Source organism: Pseudomonas kilonensis, from assembly GCF_001269885.1.
In the GTDB taxonomy this organism is placed as follows: domain Bacteria; phylum Pseudomonadota; class Gammaproteobacteria; order Pseudomonadales; family Pseudomonadaceae; genus Aquipseudomonas; species Aquipseudomonas kilonensis.
The window spans coordinates 54,734-76,065 of record NZ_LHVH01000009.1 but is presented as its reverse complement, the minus strand read 5'-3'; the positions used below and the strand labels follow the sequence as shown (position 1 = coordinate 76,065).

12 protein-coding genes are annotated in these 21,332 nt (G+C 58.8%); 6 read left to right on the top strand and 6 right to left on the bottom strand.

The window, feature by feature from the left end:
• Positions 1-54: 54 nt before the first annotated feature.
• The 6 genes from AD662_RS03790 to AD662_RS03760 all read right to left on the bottom strand — a co-directional run bounded on the left by AD662_RS03790 (position 55) and on the right by AD662_RS03760 (position 14,950).
• The gene (locus AD662_RS03790) at positions 55-1,089 is read right to left on the bottom strand and encodes a hypothetical protein (RefSeq protein WP_053185574.1); all 1,035 of its coding nucleotides are present in this window, start codon (positions 1,087-1,089) and stop codon (positions 55-57) included.
• Positions 1,090-1,605: 516 nt separating this feature from the next.
• Complete coding sequence (locus tag AD662_RS03780; protein WP_053185568.1) at positions 1,606-1,908, bottom strand: immunity protein YezG family protein; 303 nt, start codon at positions 1,906-1,908, stop codon at positions 1,606-1,608.
• Positions 1,898-11,290: a hemagglutinin repeat-containing protein gene (locus tag AD662_RS03775; protein WP_235862383.1), complete on the bottom strand. Its 9,393-nt coding sequence runs from the start codon at positions 11,288-11,290 to the stop codon at positions 1,898-1,900. The genes AD662_RS03780 and AD662_RS03775 overlap by 11 nt, the downstream gene beginning before the upstream one ends.
• A 24-nt stretch (positions 11,291-11,314) precedes the next feature.
• Positions 11,315-13,021 carry a ShlB/FhaC/HecB family hemolysin secretion/activation protein gene (locus AD662_RS03770; protein ID WP_053185565.1) on the bottom strand — a complete coding sequence of 569 codons (1,707 nt, stop codon included), beginning with the start codon at positions 13,019-13,021 and terminating at the stop codon, positions 11,315-11,317.
• A 177-nt stretch (positions 13,022-13,198) separates the two neighbouring features.
• A complete protein-coding gene (locus AD662_RS03765) occupies positions 13,199-14,098 on the bottom strand; it encodes a proline iminopeptidase-family hydrolase (protein ID WP_053185562.1) in 900 nt (299 codons plus the stop codon).
• A 90-nt stretch (positions 14,099-14,188) separates the two neighbouring features.
• Positions 14,189-14,950: a LuxR family transcriptional regulator gene (locus AD662_RS03760; protein WP_018613008.1), complete on the bottom strand. Its 762-nt coding sequence runs from the start codon at positions 14,948-14,950 to the stop codon at positions 14,189-14,191.
• A gap of 163 nt (positions 14,951-15,113) precedes the next feature.
• Between AD662_RS03760 and AD662_RS03755 the strand changes: the two genes are divergently transcribed.
• Genes AD662_RS03755 through AD662_RS03730 form a run of 6 tightly spaced genes read left to right on the top strand, consistent with a single transcriptional unit; the run spans position 15,114 to position 21,300 of the window.
• On the top strand, positions 15,114-16,001 hold the full coding sequence (locus AD662_RS03755) for a proline iminopeptidase-family hydrolase (protein ID WP_024616457.1): 888 nt from the start codon (positions 15,114-15,116) through the stop codon (positions 15,999-16,001).
• 3 nt (positions 16,002-16,004) lie between these two features.
• Positions 16,005-16,952, top strand: a complete 948-nt coding sequence (locus tag AD662_RS03750; protein ID WP_053185559.1) for an ABC transporter permease — start codon at positions 16,005-16,007, stop codon at positions 16,950-16,952.
• Positions 16,949-17,806, top strand: a complete 858-nt coding sequence (locus tag AD662_RS03745; RefSeq protein WP_018613014.1) for an ABC transporter permease — start codon at positions 16,949-16,951, stop codon at positions 17,804-17,806. Before AD662_RS03750 ends, AD662_RS03745 begins: the two co-directional genes overlap by 4 nt.
• On the top strand, positions 17,803-18,789 hold the full coding sequence (locus tag AD662_RS03740) for an ABC transporter ATP-binding protein (RefSeq protein ID WP_053185556.1): 987 nt from the start codon (positions 17,803-17,805) through the stop codon (positions 18,787-18,789). The genes AD662_RS03745 and AD662_RS03740 overlap by 4 nt, the downstream gene beginning before the upstream one ends.
• Entirely contained in the window at positions 18,786-19,757 is a 972-nt protein-coding gene (locus tag AD662_RS03735) for an ABC transporter ATP-binding protein (protein WP_053185553.1), read from the top strand. Before AD662_RS03740 ends, AD662_RS03735 begins: the two co-directional genes overlap by 4 nt.
• 28 nt (positions 19,758-19,785) lie before the next feature.
• Positions 19,786-21,300: an ABC transporter substrate-binding protein gene (locus AD662_RS03730; RefSeq protein WP_018613020.1), complete on the top strand. Its 1,515-nt coding sequence runs from the start codon at positions 19,786-19,788 to the stop codon at positions 21,298-21,300.
• The last annotated feature ends 32 nt before the right edge of the window (positions 21,301-21,332 follow it).

Sequence of the window (21,332 nt, the reverse complement as noted above, 5' to 3'; positions counted from 1 at the left end):
ATGAAAATATTATGGAGGACCACATCCTCATATAAACGCATCTCAAATCTTAAGTCAGAAACTGAAACGGTCCTCAAATACTGTCTGCCCCCCTATTCTGACGACACATTGCCGTGCCACCTCGACGGGTACTACCTTGCCTAAAACCGGCATCATGGCCTTGTAGAACACCTTGTCACAGGCTTCATCTTTACTAAACGGTTGGGCTCTGCCCTCAGCGTCCGCAGTAATGTGGCAGCCCGCGACTAAATCAGCTGGCAGGTCTTTAAAGGCGACAGGCTTTTGAGTAGTGCCCGCCTGCGCCTCGATCATTTCATTGCAACCACCGGTTACGGCCCCTTCCTTAACGGTTTTTACAAAAGCAACGCGCTCGTAATCGGTACCGCTGAAAACAGTCTGGTCGTTGACGCTAACGCGATACTGCGAAGGCTGGAGCATGATGGACTTGATGCAAAACTGTGTTGTGACCGGCTGATTATTCACCGAGGCCGTTGCCGACTTGCAGCCCGGGACTGCGTTGGCGAAGCCACCGTTTTGCGCGCTACCTACGACAGGAATACGCTCCTGAGGCTGCGTGATGTCATAGGCGTTCAGTTCACAGCCCCCACCCACAAACTGGAGTTCCACCAGATAAACCTTGCCTTTCTCCGGCGTGAAAATGGTGCTGATCGGACCGCAACGATAACCGCGGTTGATACTTTCGCCAGTGGCGTAACCCGATACCTCGAATGGCTGATCGGGATCAGCTTGCACTTCCAACTGAGGAAAATGCTTCAAGGTCGCGCTGTGGGCCGTTTCGTTGAGCTTGGCAATCCAGCCGAACACTTTGCCGCGACCGGAATCCACCACTGTCCCCTGCACATCCATACGCCGGTCTGGGTCCGTCGCTCGCCTGATTGCAAATTCCACAGGGACGACATTGCCCGTCGCTTTCATGATCACCTTGGCGTGCTGGGCGTCTACGGTCACTTTGTTTTGGTGCAGTTGGATGCCGTCGTTGAGCACGGTGGGGGAAGAGTCTCTGACGTTGGATTTACAGCCTGGCAACGTCAGGATCAGGCTCAACATTAGTAGTGATGCTTTCTTCATGAGTAACTCCAAGTACATCCTAAAAAATTATAGATCTGGAGAAAAGTGGACAGTTTTTTTAAAACCGAGAGAATTCAATAAACTCGCCCCTCAGCACCTTATAAAATAAATCCGTCCCCTTTTTCCTTTTTCTCTCACTCCCCCCGCCCGGAGATAAAAGACTTAACGTAGTCCCAACGAGTAACAACCCAGTACAATGCAAATATCCATGACAGAGGGAACCCGAGCCAAATAAAAACCCAACTTGAATCAGTCTGAAACAACAGTGAAATTAACACTGCAACTATCATCGCAAGAAAAGTACTCACCCCCCACACGATAGCCAACAATGAAAAAGCCAGCACCACCACACTAATAAATCTGTTTCCTCTCATTCGCGGTCTCATTAGGAAAAAGGGGACGAAAAAAAAAGGGGACCGATTTATTTATCAACGTACAAACCAATAAGCCTGCTCACCTCATAAAATAAATCTGTCCCCTTTCGATCCCTTTTTGCTGGTATCGTGCATTTAAGCGTCAGTAATTAAATTTCGTTTTCACCTCACCCTCACGGCGATAGGATATTGCGAAAGAAAGCCATTCCTCACCTCGCGCCTTGCCCTCTGCCCTCAACTCCTTTATTAGCCTATACAGTTTTGCACTATTAAAATCGGTATCAGCATCGGTTACTTCAACACCATCTTTCTCAACAGTCAGCACCGACTCCATATACCCTTCACCCACCTCAACCTCATAACAGAAATAGTCATAACCAAAAACTATTCCAGATTCAATCAAAGAAAATATTTCCTTCACAATTTCTAAATCTTTAGTAACCATTACTCACCTCTGGAATTTTGCCAGCTTCATTTTCAAAGGATACCGTTCGACTTTTACCATCGATAGTATAGGTCAACTCCATAGTATCCGGCCTTAGCGAAGCTGGATTTTCACGCTTAAATTTTATAAACGTTGGCCCTATAGTTTTTGATGGATCATTCAACGCCTCACGCATCCTGTTTTCATAATAAACTTTATATGCCGAACTGTTAAAGTTTCTATCTTGAGGAAACAAATTATAACCATCACAGGTACCACCCTGACTACACGCTTGAGCATGCCCACCAACGTCCGTTTCGCGCCCTTCCTTACCTGCAGCCGTCTGCCTCGAATCCCTTGGGACTTTGACATTAGCGGGCGTAAACGTCAGCTCTTCTACCATGCCATGACTATTCGTAACGAAGGCGTCGCCATTATCTAGCTCATACCGAGTATTAGGGCTCCTGGCCTTTGGATTATTAAGTATTTCGTAAGTGGGCGACCCTTTGACTGACTGGCTGGTATCCACCTTCACGACAGGATGCGAAGCATTCGACTCAGTTACACTATCGCCGGCATTCGGTTTCGATCCGTCAGGCGTTACCGGCGGTTGATCGTTTTTCGACCCCGCCTCTACCCACCCCTTCGACGGTGTATCCCCAAACTCCTTAGCCCAATCCGGATGTTTCGGATCAATCTCCAGCCCGTCGGTCCCCTTCGTTATATTATCCGAAGGCCCCTTACCAACAATGCCAATGACCTTACCCGCCGCAGACCCGGCCGCGTTCCCGGCAGTCCCCAAGGCGATATTTAGCAGCGTCGTTGCGCCACGAACGTACACATCTCCAGACTGTTTATCCCGGCCCTGCTCGTGGCGAAGCTTGAAGAGATTATCGCTAGTCTCCAGTTCAGCCTTATCTTTGCCACTGAGTTCGCTTGCAATCGATTTCGATATTGAATCTTTTGCCGCAGCGATTTTGTCGCCAAACAGCTTGTCGACCACCACGTTCCCGGCGAGACCGACCGCCATTTTGGCGGGTCCCATGACTGCCTGAATCCCCAAGCCCAAGAGCTGAGCTTGTTCTACTGGAAGACCGTCCAAGTACGTCTGCAACCGCGCAGTTTCTTGCAGCAGCTTTCTACCTGGCGTGTCCACCTGCACGTCTTCGACCTTCCTCCACTTCAAGGTGCCATCGGTATCCGTATACCAAGCAAGAGTACGAGGCTTTTTCTCCGAATTATTTGATACACAGCCCCCCTTGGCATCGCAGCTTTCTTGCAGCTTGGCAAATTCTGCAAATCTCTTCGCGAAGCTTTGGATAGCGATTACGTCATCCGGCTTCAGCCCCTTGATATCCCCTGCATCCTTACCATTGCGAACAAGATTTTTCGCAATACTCAGCGCAACCTCATCCCCCAACGCAGCCCTCGCGGAAGCAGGCACCTCATCAATTGAAACCCGTTGCGCCTGGATGTTGGTCCAGATCTGCTTGGTGGCCTGCACCGGCCCACTAACCAGCTTGAGTGCGTCCTCATACGCTTTCAGGCTGCTGTCGGGGTAGCTTTTGATGCTGTTCTTCCAAGCCTGCACCGTCCCAGAGGGATCCATCACCGCGTCCACCGAGGACTTGGTGACGTACAAGTCGGTCCGAGATTCATCATCCTTGGTGATTTCGTAGGCCTTGCTCACATCCCGATTGAGCCCAGCCGTCGAATCAGCCCCGGTTTTAGAGTCATTGCGCACCACGACTTCACCGGCCCCAACGGTGGCGCGGACGGTCTGCTGACGATCCTTCTCATACTCCCAACCGCTGATGCTCCAACCGTTTTTATCTTTCTCGCCTTTACCAACCTGACTGCTGTCTTGGGCGCCGCTGCCACCCTGGGAGTAGCTGCCACCCACGTTCAGGTAATAGCCATGTTCCTTATCTTTACCGGCGATATCACTGAAGCCCAGGGTTCCGGTGTCCAGTTTGAGGTTGCCGTTATCGGCAGCGATCAAGGCACCGTCCAGCTGGGTGTGATCCTCGGTGCGGATGTCGACCTTGTTTTTACCGGTGATGCTGGTCTGCTGCTCGACCCAATTGGTCTCACCGGTTGTCTGTCCATACCCCACAGAGCCACTGACGCCAGCCCCTGGACCAAAGGTCGCTGTGACGCTGAGGTCGAACTCTTTGCCTTTGACTTCGCCGGTGTCAGGCACCGAGGAGACGTTCAGGTCGCCGCCGACACGGCCAACGACCTCATCGCCGCGCAGGGTGGCACCGCTGATGTTGGTGTCTTTGCCACTGGTGAAGCCCAGACGGTTGCCCGCGTAGAGGTAGGCTTCTTGCTGTCGGTTACCTTCCCGATCAAGATTGCCCTTGCCGATGTTCACGCTGACGTAGACGCCTACGCCTTGAGAGCCGAACGTCAGGCCCGCCTCGCCACCACCGTTGTGTCGATTGCTCTCACTGTCGCTGGCATTCTGCGCCGACCTGATGTTCAGCTCATTACCAGCATCGAGCGCAATATCTCGCCCAGCCTTGACCTGAGTGCCTACCAGGTTGATGTCGTGGCGGGCGTCCACGTTGACATCCCTTCCAGCGGCAACCTGAGTGGCCGTCGAACTGCCGTGAACGCCATCCTCGGTGGCAACACCGTAGCTGCCGCCGGCGCCTAGCTTGAAGCCACCACTGGTGCCGCCATGAATCCCACTCCAGCTTTGGCGATCAGTGCTTTCCTGGCTGACACTGCCCTTCGCCACATCCAGCGTGACGTCGCGACCTTTGACGTTGATATCCCGCCCGGCCTTTAGCTGACCGCCTTTGACCGTGACGTCGTTGCCGGCATTGAGATTCAGGTCGTTGCCCGCATCGAACGTCGACGCGCGATTGGTCTGCTCAATGACCTGCTGGTTACTGGTTTGCGTGCTGTTGCCGAATTTGACGTCGACGGTCGGTCCATTGACGAATTGGGCGACGGCATCGACGCCTTTTAGGGTGCTGGACGTCTTACTGACGCCGTTCTCCCCTTTCCCGGCACCACTGACCGCATCCTTGGTGTTGCCGTAGTTATGATTGAACGAAATACCAAGCCCATTACGACTGGCTTCGCGCTCCTGCTCGGTCAGTTGGGTTTCACGCGCAGCATCCACATTGATATTGCGTCCTGCCGTGAAGCCTATGTCGCGGCTGGCACGCAGATCGGAACCCGTCTGGTTGATATCGCGCTGAGCGTTGATGGCAACATCTTGCCCTGCACTGATCTGGCTAGCGGCAGCGGTTTGCCGTTCCAGACGATTCTTGTTCTTGAGGCTATCGGCACCTGCGAAGAAATTGATGCCATTAGCATCCGAAGAAACACCGATCCCAGCCTGCTTGTTCTTTTCCCAATCCCGCTCGGAACGACTGTTCTGCGCGGCCAGAACATTCACATCACGTCCGGCATTCAAGCTGACATTGCGCCCAGCATCGATACCACTACCCACCAGGTTGATGTCACGCTCAGCCTGCAGGGTCGCGTCGCGATCCGCAGTCACCTGACTGCCCACGCTGGTGCTGCTCTGCGCGATCCGGCCCGACTCTTTGGCAGAGGAGAACGACAGGAAGCCACCCGAGACCGAGAGCCCGGTTTTCTTCTTGTATTGCTCGCTATGGCTGTAAGCGGTGTCATTGGCCGCGACGAGGTTGATGTCGCCGCTATCCTTGACCAAGCCCGCACGCAGTTCCACGTCATTACCAGCGGTGGTTTCGCTGGCGCGCAAACGCAAGTCGTTGCCCGCGACCAGCACCACATCATTGCCTGCTTCCAGCTCGCTGGCCACTTGGGAGGCCGTGGTTTTCAGCTCGCTTTTGCCGCTCTTGGACAAGCCGAGGAAACCCGATTTGGTTTTCTTGCTATAGGAGCCGTGTTCTTCGATACCCGAGAGCACCGCCACATCACCAGTGGCACCCACCACCAAATCATTGCCGGCGTTCAACTGGCTGCCGATCACCGTGACGTTGCGGCCGCCATCCAGCGTGACACCGCCACCGGCGGCCTGGCTGGTATTGACCGTCAGGTCTTGCCCCGCCTCAACCACCGACGCGACGTTGGTGCTGTCATAACTTTCCCGTTGTTCGCTTTTACTGCGGCCAAAGGAGCCTTTGCTTTTCTTCGAGTAGAACTCTGCGGTTTCGTCCGTTGCGGACAGCAGACTGATGTCGCGCGTGGCGTCGAGCGCAACGTCCTTGGCCCCTTTCAGTTGACTGGCGACGAGACTCAGGTCTTGCCCTGCCTTGGCGCTGAGGTCCCCACCCGACTGGATAACCGAAGACTGCTGACGCACCAGGTCGCTGCTGCTTTTGACTTTTTTGCTCTGGGACGAGCGATGGCTTTCGTTGGCGGCAGACGTGATCGCGATATCGCGCCCGGCAGTCAGCGCCAGGGTGCTCTGGGCGATGACGTTGCTGGCAACGACCCGCAGGTCCTGCCCGGCCGTCACCTTCATCTCCCGGCCCGCAGTAGCGCTGGAACCATTTTGGGTAATGGTTTGGTCCCGGTGCCTGCTCCCCATCGTGTTGCTGTCCACCTGCTCGGCGGAGGTGATGTTTACATCACGCACCGCCTGCAAGCCCATGTCATTGCCGCTCTTGAGCACGCCCCCCTTGTTGGCGATATCCCGTCCTGCACCCATCGTCAGGTCATGACTCGCCTCAATCCGCGCCGCGTTGTCAGCAAATTCGCGTTGCTCAGTCTTGTAACCAGTGCCGCTGGCATGCCGGGTAATGGTTCGCTCATTGGTCAAATCACCAGCGACGGCAACAACACTGACATCCCGCCCAGCAATAACCCCACCCGCCCGGTTAGTCAGGTTATTACTCGCCAACGCATCCAGCCGACCACCCGCTTCCATCAACCCACTGTTGACCAAGCTGTCGCCCGCCGTCGCCCTCAGGTTGCTGGACGCACGCAAGGTGCCCGCATTGTTCAGGTTCTTACCCGCAATCAGGCTGACGTCTGAGCCCTGAATCAGCGCACCATTCGGCGCCAGACGATGGTTGGCCTGGGCCAGATAAAGCACCGGCACCAGCACCTGTTGATTATTCACCGTCCGGTTTTCCATCCAGACGATGTCATGCGTCAGGGCCGCAACCTGTTCGGCGGTCAGGCTGACGCCCAGGGACAGGTTGAGACTGTCCTTGCTGGCGATGGCGTTGTTCATCAGGTACTTGAACATGCCGTCGTCGGAGTTCTGGCCGTCGAGGAAGCGTTGGCCGGTGCGGGCGATCACCGCCTGTTGGATCAGGCGTTGTTCGTAGAAGCCGTCGCCCAGGCGCTTGGCGGCGGTGTCCGGGTCGTAGCCCAGGTTTGTCAGCAGGTAGTCCGAGCTCATGAACCGGCGCATGTCGGTCAGCGCCGGGTTGGTCTCGATCAGGTATTTTTGCGGGTTGGCCTGGAACGAGCGGTCCGGCAGGCCACGCACTTGCGTCAGGCCCGTGCTCTGGGTCGGCGTGGTGGAGCCGTCGCCGCTCATGCGGAACAGGCCGTTTTGCCCGGTGGGCAAGTCAAAACCTGGTAAGGACAGCGGATCGACTTGTTGCTGGGTCAGGCTCGGGGGTAGCTGCCGATTGACGCTGATGCGGGTCGAGAAGGCGTTGTCGGCCTGGGTGTCGGTGCGCGGGCCGGCGCCAACGTAGTTGTAGCCGCCTCGCACGACGCCGCTGTTGAGGTCGCCCTGGGTTGGAATGTCGAGGGCACCACCGGCCTGGATAATCGCGGCATAGGTTTGGCTGTCGGTGGTGGCTGTCTGAGTACGGAACTGCGTCAGCTCACGTTCGGTTCTGCCGATAAAACGGCTCATCGCCGCTTCAAGACCGCTCAGGTCATTGGCGTTGTAGCCTGGGCTCTGCAACCAGTATTTGTTGGTGAAGTTATTGGCGTCTGCGCGCCAGCTACCCGGGCGGCGCGTGCGTTGGGACCTGAAGGTGCGCGAGGTTTCAATCTCGCCGGTCTCGATGCCGATGTTGTTCAAGCTGACGAGGTTGGCGGTCAATGCACCGCCGACGCCGATGCTGCTGCTCCGGTTGGTCAGGGTGTCGCCCTGGATATTCAGGTTGCCGCCGGTGGTGATGCTGGAGGCGGCGCTGGCCGCGGTAACTTCGAACTTGTCGCGCTGGACGATCTGCCAGACGTGGTTTTGCTTGGGGCCGTCGCAATCACCTGGGACGCAGGCCACTTCCCTGATCGAGGCGGTGTAGATGCCAGCATCGTTGGTGGCCAAGACCTCACGGACGTTGTCGATGGTGCTGGCCGCCAGGCGCATGCTGCCGCCGCTTTGCAGCGTGCCGGAGCTGTTGAGGATGCGGCCGGCACGCGTGCCGAGGCCGTCGCGATCGATGCTCAGATCACCCAGGCTGTAGATATCGGCATAGCGGTTGGTCAGGCTATTGACGCGCAGGCTGGTATTGCCGCCGCTGAAGATCAAACCGTGCTCGTTGAGCAGGTCGCCGGTCGATACACCGAGCGCGCCGGCACTGCCCAGCGTGCCGTAGTTGTTGATCGTGGCGGCCGTGACGTTCAGGTCCGCCGCCGAGGTCAGCCGACCGTAGCTGTTGAGGACGCCATCGACCACGACGGTTGTGTTGCCACCGCCAGCGATACTGCCGTTTTGCTCCAGACTGATCAGCGCGGCCTTGAGGCCCAAGGTGCCGAGACTGCTCAAGCGACCGTTGCCTGTATAGGCGCCGGTCAGTTGCAGGTCGATCGCCCCATCGCTGCCGATCAGGCCGTCGACGCGCCAGTTGCTGCCGCGGCCTTCCATGCTATTGGCGCTGAGCAACTGGCCGGTGGCCGTCTGGGTCAGCTGATCGACATGAACCACCAGATGGCCGGCCTGGATCGCCGTGCTGTTGGTCCAGCGGTCAGCGGTCACAGTCAGGTTGCCGTAGGTCACCAGTTGCCCACCCGCCTGGCCCAGGTTGGCCTGGCTGATACCAAACAGTCCCAGGCCGGTGTGCAGCAGCTTGCCACCCACGTTCTGGACGCTGCCGGTGTTGAAGCCCACATCATTACTGGCGGTTTCCAGGGTGCCGTCGTTGTTATCGAACAGGCCACCGATCTTGAACACCGTGGTGCTGTTCTGGCCCAGGGTGCGCAGTTGGCCTTTCTGGTTGCTCAAACTGGCGGCCAGAATGTCCAGGCTGTCCTGGCTTTCGATGATGCCGGCGTTGTTGTTCAGCGCGCCCGAAAGGTCAAAGTCGATGCGACTGGCGCTGACCTGCCCGCCGCCGCTGTTGTCCATGCCCCGGCCAGTGACCCAGACCTTGCCCGTGGCGTATATCCCGCCGTTGCGATTGTTGATATCCGCCGTCGCGTTGGTGACCACGACATCGCCGGCTTGCGCAGCGATGCGTCCGCCGTCGTTGAACAGCCCAGCCAAGGCTCGGATGTTGAGTCCTTGAGCCTGGATCGTGCCGCCCTGGCGGTTCACGTCATAGCCGTTTTTCAGCACGCCGGTGGTGCGCGCCTCCAGCGCGGCCTTGACGCTGGACAGCACGCCGCCACGGTTGTCCAGGTTGGTGGCGAAGACACTCAGCTTGGCGTCCTTGGCGATGATGCTGCCGCCCTGGTTATCGATGTCGCCGGATACATCCACGGTGACCAGGCCCTCGCCTTGCAGCGTGCCCTTGGCGTTATTCAGACTGGCAGCATCGAGCTCGACCTCGGCAGCACGGCTAGCGAGCAGGCCTTTTTCGGCGTTGTTGACCGCGCCGGTGGCGCTGACCAGCAGCTTGCCATTGGCGGCGACGGTGCCTTTGTTGCTGTTGTCCAGGCTGGCGGTGCGCACGGTCATGACGCCTTGGCTGGACAGTTCGCCGCCCCGGTTATTGATCGCGCCGGTGTTAGTGATGTCGAGGTTCTTGCCGGCCATGACCAGGCCGGTCAGGTTGTCCAGGCTGTCGAGGACCAGGGTCGCGCTGTTCAGGCTCGACAGTTCACCTGCATTGTTTTCCAGATGGCCCAGGTCGGCCGTCAGCAGGCCCTGGCTATTGATCAGGCCGCCCTGGCTGTTGAGGACTTGATCGGCGCTCAGGTGCAGTTCGGTGTTACCCAGGATCCGGCCTTTATTGCGGTTATCCACAACGTTGCCGGTGACGGTGGTCTTGCCCTGCCCACTGAGCGTGCCGCCCTGGTTGTTCAGCGCTGCGGTAGTCGTGACATTCAGGTCGTGGCTGGCGATGACGGTTTTGCCGGCGTTGTTCAACTGCTTGGCGGTGAGGGTGACATCACCCGTGGTATTGCGGCTGTTATCGGCGTTGACCCCGGCTTCGATAATGCCGTTGTTGCTCAGTGTGCCACCGCTGTCCAGATGAACGTTGTCGCGGGCTACCAGGTTGCTCTGGCTGGTCAGGTCGCCCTGGGTCTTCACGTCCAGGCGGCTACCGGCGTACACCTGGCCACGGGTTTCCAGGCTTTTGGCGTCGATGACGATGGCACCGGCAGCAGCCGTCTGCGCCATGCTCAAATGACCATTGGCATCCAGCTGAATATCCCCCCCACTGGCAACCATCTTGCCGTCCAGCTTCACGCCAACCCCCGCCTCGGTACCCACCAGCTTGATCGCGCCGGCGTACATACCACCCAACGCCGACGAGTCGATAGCCAGTTCTGGTTTCGCACTGCCGTCATCGGCACGGGCAGTGGCGTTCAGGGTATTGGCGTTGACGTCATTGCGCCCAGCCACGATGGTCAGGTTCTTGGCCTGGATCTCGGCATTGATCTTGGCGCTGCGGGTGATGATTTCGAAGCGGTCGACGTTGTTCACGTTCAGGCCCGCGCCTTCAATGGAGACGCTGCCCTGGTCCACCTGATAGCGACCCACCTGGCCGTTTTCGATGATCGGCTTGCCCGTGGTCAGGGTCGCCTTTGGGGTGTTGATAAACCCGCAGCCATTGCAGGTGATGCCGTAGGGGTTGGCGACGATGACGTGGGCCGACTGCCCCGCCACTTCGGTGTAGCCGCGCAATTGGCTGGGGTTGCCGCCGTTGACTTCGTTGAGGATGACCTTCGCGGCGGTGCCCTTGAGGTTCGGGTTGCCAAGGATGATCCCGCCCAGTTGCGTGGCCTGGGCGGGTTTGGTGGCGTTGTTGAGGATCACGCCGTTACTGCCGACGTTGTAGTCCTTGAATCGGTTGTGGGACAGGCCGCTGCCGTTGGGCTTGGCGATGTTGACCACCGGCACGCCGTTGCCGGCCTTGCCGAGGCTGGTGCCTGGCGCGCTGACCACGATGCCGTCCGCCTGGGCCCACATCGGCTGCCAGAACATGACGTTTGCCAATAGGAACGCCAGGCCACGCTTGGGCATGCCCCAGAAGGTGTCGCGGGTTTGCAGGGCAGTGGAAGGCTGGCGGGCCAGGAAGGCGTATTGGCGGTCGTCCATGATCAGGTCTCGTTGCAGCAGAAATTAGATAGATACATCCACGCGGAAGTAGATCGGCGCTTCGCGCTCGGTCAGGGCATCCGGACGTTCCAGGGAGTGGGCGAAGGTGACGCTGGCGCTCAGGTGCTCACCGCGGGCGAACAACTCCAGCGAGTTGCTCGACATACGCCCGTGCTGGTCGCCGTTGTAGCGATTGCCGCGAATCACGCCCTGGTCATAACCGAGGCTGGTGCCGTATTCAGCGAACACCGGGCGCATCCACTCCAGTGTCACCGGACGACTCCAACGCAAGTCGTTGCGCCAGTAGCCGCCGCTGTCGCCGGACAATGTCTGGTCCTTGTAGCCGCGAATCGACGACAGGCCGCCCAGGCTCATGCGCTGCGAGCTGAACAACGCATCCTCGCTGCGCTGGCCGGTCATCAGGCTGCTGAAGCTGAAGGACTCGCCGCCCAGTTCAAAGGGTTGCAGGTAGCTGAGGGTGGCGGTGTATTTGCGATAGCGCGCATCCGGCAGCCCGGGGCCAGGGTCGTCATCGCCCTGGGCATCGAGGGCGCCGATGCCCTCTTGCATGCCCAGGTCGAGGTTGACGAAGGCATTGCCAACACGCCGTCCATGGTTGATGCCGAACTGCGCCTCGCTGATGCGATTGCTACTCCCGGCGATCTTGCTGTCTGAGACGAAGTTGTTGGTGCGCAGATAGGCCAGGCCGGTGTTGAGTGAGGTCTTGCTCACCGCGTCGCGATGGACCACCCGTTCCAGGAGCACTTGATGGTTCTGGCTGTCGCCGCTCTGCTTGAAATTGAAGCCGTTGGCCTGGCCCAGCGTGCGGTACTCACTTTGGCTGTAGGTGTAACTCAGGTTCCACCAGCCAAACGGCAGGTTGTAATAGAGCATGGCGTTGCGCGAGGTTTTCTGGTGATCGCTGACGGCATCGTGGCCGCCGCGCAAGGCCAGTTGGTCAGCCAGGCCCAGGGGACTGTCCCAGTCCAGGGAGGCGCCCCATTGCTGCTCGCCGGTGCTTTTTTGGCCGTCGTTATGCCGTGACAGGCCGGCGCGCCAAGGTTTTTGCGGGGTGTTATTGACCAACACTTCACTGCCGCCGATGTTCTGTCCCGGCGTCAGTTCCATTCGGGCACTGTTGGACGGCAAACGGTTCAGTTGATCGACCATCTGCTCGATCTCACGCAGGTTGAGCAGCTCGCCCGGCTTGCCAGGAAAGCTCATTGCCAGTTCCCGCTCGGAGAGGCCGCTGCCTTCGGCACCTTTCAGGCCTTCCAGGCGACCCTCGACGACCAGCACTTGCAGGTGACCGCTGGACAGGTCCTGTTGCGGCAAGTAGGCGCGACTGGTGACCAGGCCCTTTTCCAAGTAGTAATCGGTGATGACCTTGAGCAACTGGTTAAGCTGCGGCACGCCCAGGCATTGGTTGAGGAAGGGCTTGAGCAGGCGCTGGCGCTCGCCCTCGGACAAGGCATCGGCGCCCTTGAGCTCGATGGTCTTGATCGGGAAACAACGGGTATCGACAGGTGCCGTGGGCTGGGCCGGCTTCGCTTCCTTGCCGGGCAGGTCCTTGAGCTCTTCAAGGCGTCGGCGCTGCTCTTGGAGCAGGCGATCCTGACGCTCACGGATCAGGTCCGTATCGCCGGGGGTTGGCGCGGCGACAGCAATGTTCATCGCCAGAAAACACAGCGACGCAACGACTAGCCTAGTCCCTAAGGCAAATACGGACATGTTCGATCCCTCGATACAGAAATGACAGCAGGCATGCACAGCAATGCTGCGCACACCAGACCCTGCATATCGCTTTCGGTTCAAGAGAGCGGGAAATTTCCACGCAAAAAAGAGACGCGTCTCACAGGACGCGTCGAAAAACACAACACAAAACGACGGCTCGGATTGCGCAGATGCCTACAAACACTCATCCAGGAAACTCACCACCGTTCCCATGCAAGCCATCCGCTCCTCGACATGGGGCATATGGCTGGAGTGTTCGAACAACGCCCAGCGAATGTCCGGAACATGATCCACATAGGGTTTGACCACCAACGGCGTCGCTTCATCGTATCGGCCTGAAACCAGCAGGGTCGGCACCTTGATCCGAGGCAAGCGATCGGTGATGGACCAGTCCTTCATGCTGCCGATCACATGGAATTCGGTGGGGCCATTCATGGCGTGATAAACCGTAGGATCGGCATCGATCTGGGCAAAGGTACGGGCGACATCATCGGGCCAGGGCGTGACACGGCAGACATGACGGTCGTAGAAAACCCGAGCGGCGTCCAAATACTCGGTAGACGTCAAGGTTCCAGCCCGCTCGTGCTTGAGCAGTGTTTGCTGCACCTCAATGGGTAGAAGCTGGCGCAAGCGATTGACTTCAAGGAGCCAGGTGGACATGTCCGCCGGGGAGTTGGCGATAATCAACGCGCGCAAGCCCGCCGGCTGGAGCACCGCATGTTCGCTGGCCAACATGCCGCCCCAGGATTGCCCCAACAGTGCGTAATTGTCGCCAATGCCCAGATGATCCAGCAGGTTCTCCAACTCATCGAGAAAGAGCGCCACGTTCCAGAACGAGGGGTCTTTTTCCGGAAGATGGGTGGAACGCCCATTGCCCAGTTGGTCGTAATGAATCACCGGATAGCCACTGTTGGCAATATCCTTGAAGGCATCGACATAATCGTGTGTACAGCCCGGGCCGCCATGCAGGATCAGCAGCGGCGTACGGCCACTGCTGAAATCGCCAGTGATGCGATACCAGGTCTGATACGGACCAAAAGGCGCAAAGCCTTCGTGCGTTACGGGAAAATCCATTTCGTGCCGCTCCCTAGGAATCCTGCGGCACACGATACCGGGGACTGGCCGGCGGAATAACTAGAGGAACAGATAGGTTTTTGCCCGATTTCAGCTATCGAGCAACCGATAATGCACCGCCCTGACCACGGCCTGGACCCGATTCCTGGCGCCGAGTTTGTGCATTGCAGACGTCAGGTGGAGGGTGATGGTGGCCAAGGAGCGATTCAGTTGCCTGGCGATGTCCGCCGCCGTCAACCCGTCAGCGGCCAATCTCAGGCACTCACGCTCGCGTTTGGTCAGGCGAACCGGGCATGCACGGGCTTCCTTGCCGAGCAGCGGAAAAGCCGCCTCTTGCAGGGCATGGGAAATCAGGCTGAAGTCGCCCAGGGTTTGCCGGACATCCTGCAGGGTGCTCCCCTTCGTATCGGCGCGCAGCCCGGTCAATGTCGCAAAGCCACCTTTGGGCAAATGCATCGGCACCGTCACGCCACAGGTCATGCGCGAATCCTGCAGGTAGCTCACGACCGGTGCATGACTCTGGCCGATGAACGGCTGCAGCACCGTGTCGGCCTCCGGTCGATAGGACCAGACAAAAGGAGATATGGTATTGATTGCCAGATGCTGGACGGGGTCGATCTGGTAATAACCTTCTTCACACCAGAGCGAGTGCCAATCACGGGGGGTATTGCGCACCTTCAGCACAGTCGGGGTGATCAGTGCCCCATCATGATCCAGCGGCACCGGACTGTAGTCGTACACCAAGGCTTCAAAGCCTAACGCCTGGACCATCCGCAAGGTGTTGTCCATCTGTTCGTCCAGGCTCCTGCCAGACAAAAGACGGGTATTGAAGTCAGACAGCTTGGCCTGCATCCATTCGGCTCCCTTATTAATTTCAATCCTGAAATCGTGCAAGTAGAATGCCACGCCTGAGCGAGGGAGTGCCAGATCAAACCTATAAGAATTGCTAGCTTATGGGCGCGTAGCTTCCTCGGTAAGGTTTAGCCAACGGGCGCACCTGAGCAGGAGAGCAATGATGTGGCGTGAGATCGAGCCAGACCAGCGGTACGACGTGGAAGTCGATGGTCATCGTCTGGTGGCCTATGGCTTTGGCGACGGCGACGAAGTGCTGTTGTGCCTCAATGGCGGCCCGGGATTGCCTTGCGATTATCTGCGTGACAGCCATGGCTGGCTCAAGGAAAAGGGCTTGCGGGTCATCGCTTTCGATCAGTTGGGTACCGGCGCCTCGGCCAGGCCGACTGACGAATCCCTGTGGGACATCAGCCGTTATGTGGCGGAGGTAGAAACCGTCCGCCAAGCCCTCGACCTGGGCAAAGTGCACCTGCTGGGGCATTCCTGGGGTGGCTGGCTGGCGATCGAGTACGCCATTCATCACCCCCAAGCGCTGAAAACCCTGATCCTGGAAAATACCGCCGGCGATATCCCTCACCTGTCCCTGGAGCTCGAGCGTCTGCGGGCTGCCCTGGGCAGTGAGACCGTCGCGATGATGCAGCGCCATGAAGCCTTGGGCACCCTGGATCATCCGCAATACCAGGCGGCCATCACCCTGCTCAACTATCGCCATGTCTGCCGTCTGGACGAGTGGCCAGCGCCGGTGACACGTTCCCTGGGCGACTGGAACATGGGGCCCTACATGACCATGCAGGGCCCCAACGAATTTCTCTATACCGGCAATCTCAAGGACTGGAATCGCATCGAGCAGATGGCCGGCTTCGAAATGCCTGTGCTGATCACCACCGGTCAACATGATGAACTGACGCCAGCCTGTGCTATGCGCATGAAAATGGCGCTCAAGGATGTACAACTGAATGTGTTCCCCAACAGCAGCCACATGCCGTTCTACGAAGAGCCCCACGCCTACTTCCCAGTCCTGCTGGATTTTCTGCACCGCCATCGGAACTAGCCCATGAACCTGGCGCGCTACCGTTTCATACTGTCGCGCCCGCTACAGCTATTGCCGGTGCTGTTTGGCATCAGCTTGATCACCTTTGTGCTCGTGCGCTCAATCCCCGGGGACCCCGCCCGGGCACTGCTGGGCTCGCGCAGCACGCCGGAGGCGCTGATCAGGATTCGTGCCCAGTACGGTCTCGACCAGCCGTTGTGGATGCAGTACTTCTACTTTCTCAAGAACCTGCTCAAAGGCGATCTCGGCCAATCGCTGCTCTACAAAGTCGATGCCTTGAAGCTGATCAGTACCCGCATTGAGCCAACCCTGTTCCTGGTGCTCGGCAGCGTACTGCTGGCGCTGCTGATCGCCGTGCCACTGGCAACGGTGGCGGCGCGCAACAAGGGCGGCTGGCAGGATCACCTGATTCGCCTGTTCACCACGGCAGGGCTCGGCATGCCGGCGTTTTGGCTAGGCATCATGTTGATCCTGCTGCTCAGTGTGCAGTTGGGGCTGTTCCCGGTCTCAGGCTATGGACGTACAGGGTGGGACAAACTGCATCACATGGTTTTGCCGTGCCTGACCATTGCCTTGGCACTTTCCGCCGTGCTGGTGCGCAATCTGCGCGCCAGCATGCTCATGGAGCTACAAGCCGATCATGCCACCGCCGCACGGGCCCGGGGCTTGTCCGAGCGGGCGATATTTCGTCGGCATGTGCTGCCCAACTCCCTGGTACCGGCGATCAACCTGCTGGCGGTAAATATCGGCTGGTTGATCAGCGGCACAGTGGTCATCGAAAGTCTGTTTGCCATTCCCGGCATCGGCCAATTGTTGGTACGCGGCATCTTTACCCGCGACTACATGGTGGTCCAAGGCGTGGCCATGGTGCTGGCCCTCGCCACTGTCACGGTCAATTTCCTCGCCGATGTGCTGACCGTGATGATTGATCCGCGGGTGAACATGCGATGAGCGGCCAGACCCTCAATCCCGCCTGGCGTCTTGCGCTGCGTTTGGGCTTGCGCAACCGTCGCCTGGCTACCGTGCTGGGCCTGGCGATTCTGTTTGGCTGGCTGTTGCTCGCACTCTTCGCACCCTGGGTCGCACCCTTCGATCCGATTGCCCAGAACACCGATATCCGCCTGCTGGGGCCGAGCCTGGCCCATCCGTTCGGCACGGACAATTTCGGTCGCGACGTTCTTTCCCGAGTGATCTGGGGCGCACGCATCGACTTGCAGATTTCCGTGATCGGGGTGGTTTTCCCGTTCTTGATCGGCACTTGCGTCGGCGCCTTGGCCGGCTATATCGGTGGCCGGTTCGACACGATCTGCATGCGCCTGATCGATATTATTCTGGCCTTCCCCTTCCTGGTGCTGATGTTGGCGATCATGGCCATCCTCGGCCCCGGCCTGGGCAGCTTTTATATTGCGATGGCCCTGGTGGGTTGGGTGTCCTATGCACGGCTGATCCGTTCGCAGATCCTGGTGCTCAAGCAAAGCGATTTCGCCTTGGCGGCGAAAAGCCTGGGCTTCGGTCATGGACGCATTCTGTTTCGGCACCTGTTGCCCAATGCCATGTTCGGTTCGATCGTGTTTTCCATGTCCGACGCGGTGCTGGTACTGCTCAATGGGGCGGCGGTCAGCTACCTCGGCCTGGGGGTTCAGCCACCCACCGCCGAGTGGGGCACGATGGTCGCCGAGGGCCAGAGTTTTATCACCAACGCCTGGTGGATCTGCACCTTCCCGGGACTGGCGATCGTCACCCTGGCCATGGGCTTCAGTCTGCTGGCCGACGGTGTCGCCGAGCACCTCGGAGAACGCCCATGAGCACACCGGTGTTGCACGTCGAGGACCTCAGCGTGATCGCCGGCCACGGTGAGGGCGAAGTCACGCTGGTGGATCGCGTGTCATTTGACCTGGCCGAAGGTGAAATCCTCGGTCTGGTGGGTGAAAGCGGCTCAGGCAAGACGATGGCCTGCCGGGCCTTGATGCGCTTGCTGCCCTCTTCAAACCTGCGGGTCCAGGGCAAGGCCGTGCGCCTTGCCGGTGAGGACCTGCTGTCGCTGGACGAAGCCGACATGCGGGGCATACGGGGTCGGCGGCTGGGGATGATTTTTCAGAATCCCGGCAGTCATCTTGACCCGTTGATGCGTATTGGCGAACAGATCGGCGAGGGCATACGCCTGCATCAAGGGGCGTCCAAACGTGAAGCACGGGCGAAGGCCATTGATGTGTTACGCCAGGTGGGCATTCCCGATCCGCTAACGCGCGTCGACAGTTATCCCCATGAGTTTTCCGGTGGCATGCGACAACGCGCCATGATCGCCGTGGCCTTGGGTTGCAACCCCCAGGTGCTGATCGCCGATGAGCCGACCACCGCCCTGGATGTCACCGTACAGGCACAGATCCTGCGCCTGCTCCTGGATTTGCGCGACCAGCGTGGGCTGTCGATCATCATGATCACCCACGACCTGGGGGTCGTCGCCCAGACCTGTGACTCCATCGCGGTGATGTACGCCGGTCGGCTCTGCGAGCACGGCAACAAGCTTGATCTGCTGGCTCACCCACGACATCCCTATACGGCGGCCCTGATCGACTGCCAACCGGCGACCAGCGCCGGCCATGCCATGCTCAAAACCATCGCCGGCCAACCCCCTCTGCTGGATGCGCTGCCCACCGGTTGCCGCTTCAACCCACGCTGCCTTCAGCAGGGCAGCCAGTGCACGCGGCTGTTGCCACAGATGCAAGTCACGGCAGAAGCACACCGGGTCGCCTGCCATTACCCGCTGCCTGTGGGAGCCTCGTCATGACCCTGTTGCACGTGAAGGATCTGCAGGTGCGCTTCGCCGCCCCTGGCAGTGGTCCGTTCGGGATCAACAGGCAATGGGTGAAAGCCGTCAACGGTGTGTCGCTGAGTCTGGCCACCGGGGAGGTGCTTGGGTTGGTGGGTGAGTCGGGCAGCGGCAAGAGCACCCTGGGTCGGGCCATCTTGCGCCTCACGGAGGTCAGCGCCGGACAAATCCTGTTCGATGGCGTGGATATGGCTCAAGGCAAGCGGATCGACATCGAGCGACTGCGCCACGAAACCGCGATGATTTTCCAGGATCCCTATACCGCCCTCAATCCGCGAATGAGCATCGGCGACACCCTGGCTGAAGTGCTGCGAGTGCGCTGTGCGATCCCTGCATCACTGATTCGCCAGCGGGTCGATGAATTGCTGACCCTGGTCGGCCTGCGGCCAGAGCTGGCCAACCGCAAGCCGGGTTCGTTGAGTGGCGGTCAATGCCAACGTGTGGGGATCGCTCGGGCATTGGCCATCGAGCCACGGTTGATCATCGCCGATGAATGCGTGGCCGCGCTGGACGTTTCCATCCAGGGACAGATCATCAACCTGCTGCTGGAGCTGCGACAGCGCATGAACCTGGCGATTCTGTTCATTGCCCACGACCTGGCGATCGTTCGGCGGCTCTGTGATCGGGTCGCCGTGATGTACCTCGGCGAGATCGTCGAGCAAGGCCCCACGGAGGCCGTGTTCAGCAGCCCGCGGCATCCTTATACCGTCGCGCTGATCCAATCCATTCCACACATCGACCCGACTCGACCGTTGCTGAGCGCCCCCCTGCCTGGCGAGCCACCCAGCCCCCTGAACCTTCCATCCGGCTGCGCTTTTCACCCGCGCTGCCGGTATGCACAACCCATCTGCGCGAAAACGCCGCCCCCCATCCATGACATCAATGGACATCGTTATAGCTGTGTGCTCGGAGAGCCATTGCTCTAAAAAACATTCATCAATAGGGAGTTTGACCATGCGATCGAAACATTTGAAGTTGCTGACCGCCGCGACGTTGACCGTTTGCACACTGGCAGCCGGTGTCGCCCAGGCGGCAGGCGTGCTGACCATCGGTTGCCGTGAAGAAAGTACGACGTTCGACCCGATCAAAAGCGCGCAGAACCGTGATAACTGGGTGTTCTCCAATGTCTACGACGTATTGGTGCGCGTCGACAACACCGGTACCAAGCTGGTACCGGGGCTGGCCGAAAGCTGGCAGGTTTCCGACGATGGCCTGACTTACACCTTCAAACTACGCTCGGCCAAGTTCTCCGACGGCTCACCGATTACCGCCAGCGATGCAGCGTTCAGTCTGTTGCGCATTCGCGACAACAAAGGGTCGCTGTGGAGCGACTCCTACAAGATTATCGACAAGGCCCAAGCACCCGACCCGCAGACACTGGTGGTGACACTCACGAGCCCTTCAGTGCCCTTCCTCGCGCAGCTGGCGTTGCCCAACGTCTCCATCCTGTCGCAAAAGGCCATGGAAAAAATGGGTGAGGAAGCCTATGCCCAGGACCCCGTTGCCTCTGGCGCCTTTATCGTCAAGGAGTGGCTACGCGGTGATCGCGTGGTGCTGGAGAAGAACCCCAACTTCTGGCAAGCCGACAAGGTGAGCCTGGATGGCGTGGAATGGATCTCCATCCCGGATGACAATACGCGGATGTTGAAGGTACAGGCCGGGGAACTGGATTCGGCGATCTTCGTGCCTTTCTCGCGCGTCGAAACCCTGAAGAAAGACCCCAACCTGGTCGTACACATGGATCCCTCCACCCGCGAGGATCATCTGCTGATCAACCATGCGCACGGACTGCTGGGCAAGCCTGAAGTACGCCAGGCCCTGGACCTTGCGATCAACAAAAAATCCCTGGTCGATACCGTGACGTTCGGCCATGGCCAGGTGGCTTATTCCTACATTCCTAAAGGCGCGCTTTATCACAATGCCGATAATCTGCAGCGCCCGTACGACCCGGAAAAAGCCAGGAAAATGCTGGCGGATGCAGGCGCTTCAGGCCTGAAGCTCAACTATGTGGTCAATGCGGGCAATGAAGCCGACGAGCAGATCGCCGTGCTGGTCCAGCAACAGCTCGCAGCCGTCGGCGTGACAGCCACCTTGCAGAAAGTCGACCCAACCCAGAGTTGGCAAATGCTGATCGACGGCGATTACGATCTGTCCGTGATGTACTGGACCAACGACATCCTCGACCCGGACCAGAAGACCACCTTCGTGCTGGGACATGACACCAACATGAATTACATGACCCGCTACAAGAACGACAAGGTCAAGGATCTGGTCGCGGCCGCGCGGGTAGAAGTGGACCCGACCAAGCGCAAGCAGATGTATACCGACCTTCAGGCGATCGCCAAGCAGGACGTCAACTGGATCGATCTCTACTACAGCCCGTACATCAATATTTCGCGCAAGAACATCGAGCACTTCCAACAAAACCCACTGGGACGCTTCTCTCTTGAGGAAACGGTGAAGCGCTAGCGAGTAGTGGCTTTTATCCGAGTCGGATAAGG

Bases quoted from the DNA above. Each gene is read 5' to 3' on its own strand.
- AD662_RS03790 (WP_053185574.1), bottom strand. From the start codon at position 1,089: ATGAAGAAAGCATCACTACTAATGTTGAGCCTGATCCTGACGTTGCCA.
- AD662_RS03780 (WP_053185568.1), bottom strand. From the start codon at position 1,908: ATGGTTACTAAAGATTTAGAAATTGTGAAGGAAATATTTTCTTTGATT.
- AD662_RS03775 (WP_235862383.1), bottom strand. From the start codon at position 11,290: ATGGACGACCGCCAATACGCCTTCCTGGCCCGCCAGCCTTCCACTGCC.
- AD662_RS03770 (WP_053185565.1), bottom strand. From the start codon at position 13,021: ATGTCCGTATTTGCCTTAGGGACTAGGCTAGTCGTTGCGTCGCTGTGT.
- AD662_RS03765 (WP_053185562.1), bottom strand. From the start codon at position 14,098: ATGGATTTTCCCGTAACGCACGAAGGCTTTGCGCCTTTTGGTCCGTAT.
- AD662_RS03760 (WP_018613008.1), bottom strand. From the start codon at position 14,950: ATGCAGGCCAAGCTGTCTGACTTCAATACCCGTCTTTTGTCTGGCAGG.
- AD662_RS03755 (WP_024616457.1), top strand. From the start codon at position 15,114: ATGTGGCGTGAGATCGAGCCAGACCAGCGGTACGACGTGGAAGTCGAT.
- AD662_RS03750 (WP_053185559.1), top strand. From the start codon at position 16,005: ATGAACCTGGCGCGCTACCGTTTCATACTGTCGCGCCCGCTACAGCTA.
- AD662_RS03745 (WP_018613014.1), top strand. From the start codon at position 16,949: ATGAGCGGCCAGACCCTCAATCCCGCCTGGCGTCTTGCGCTGCGTTTG.
- AD662_RS03740 (WP_053185556.1), top strand. From the start codon at position 17,803: ATGAGCACACCGGTGTTGCACGTCGAGGACCTCAGCGTGATCGCCGGC.
- AD662_RS03735 (WP_053185553.1), top strand. From the start codon at position 18,786: ATGACCCTGTTGCACGTGAAGGATCTGCAGGTGCGCTTCGCCGCCCCT.
- AD662_RS03730 (WP_018613020.1), top strand. From the start codon at position 19,786: ATGCGATCGAAACATTTGAAGTTGCTGACCGCCGCGACGTTGACCGTT.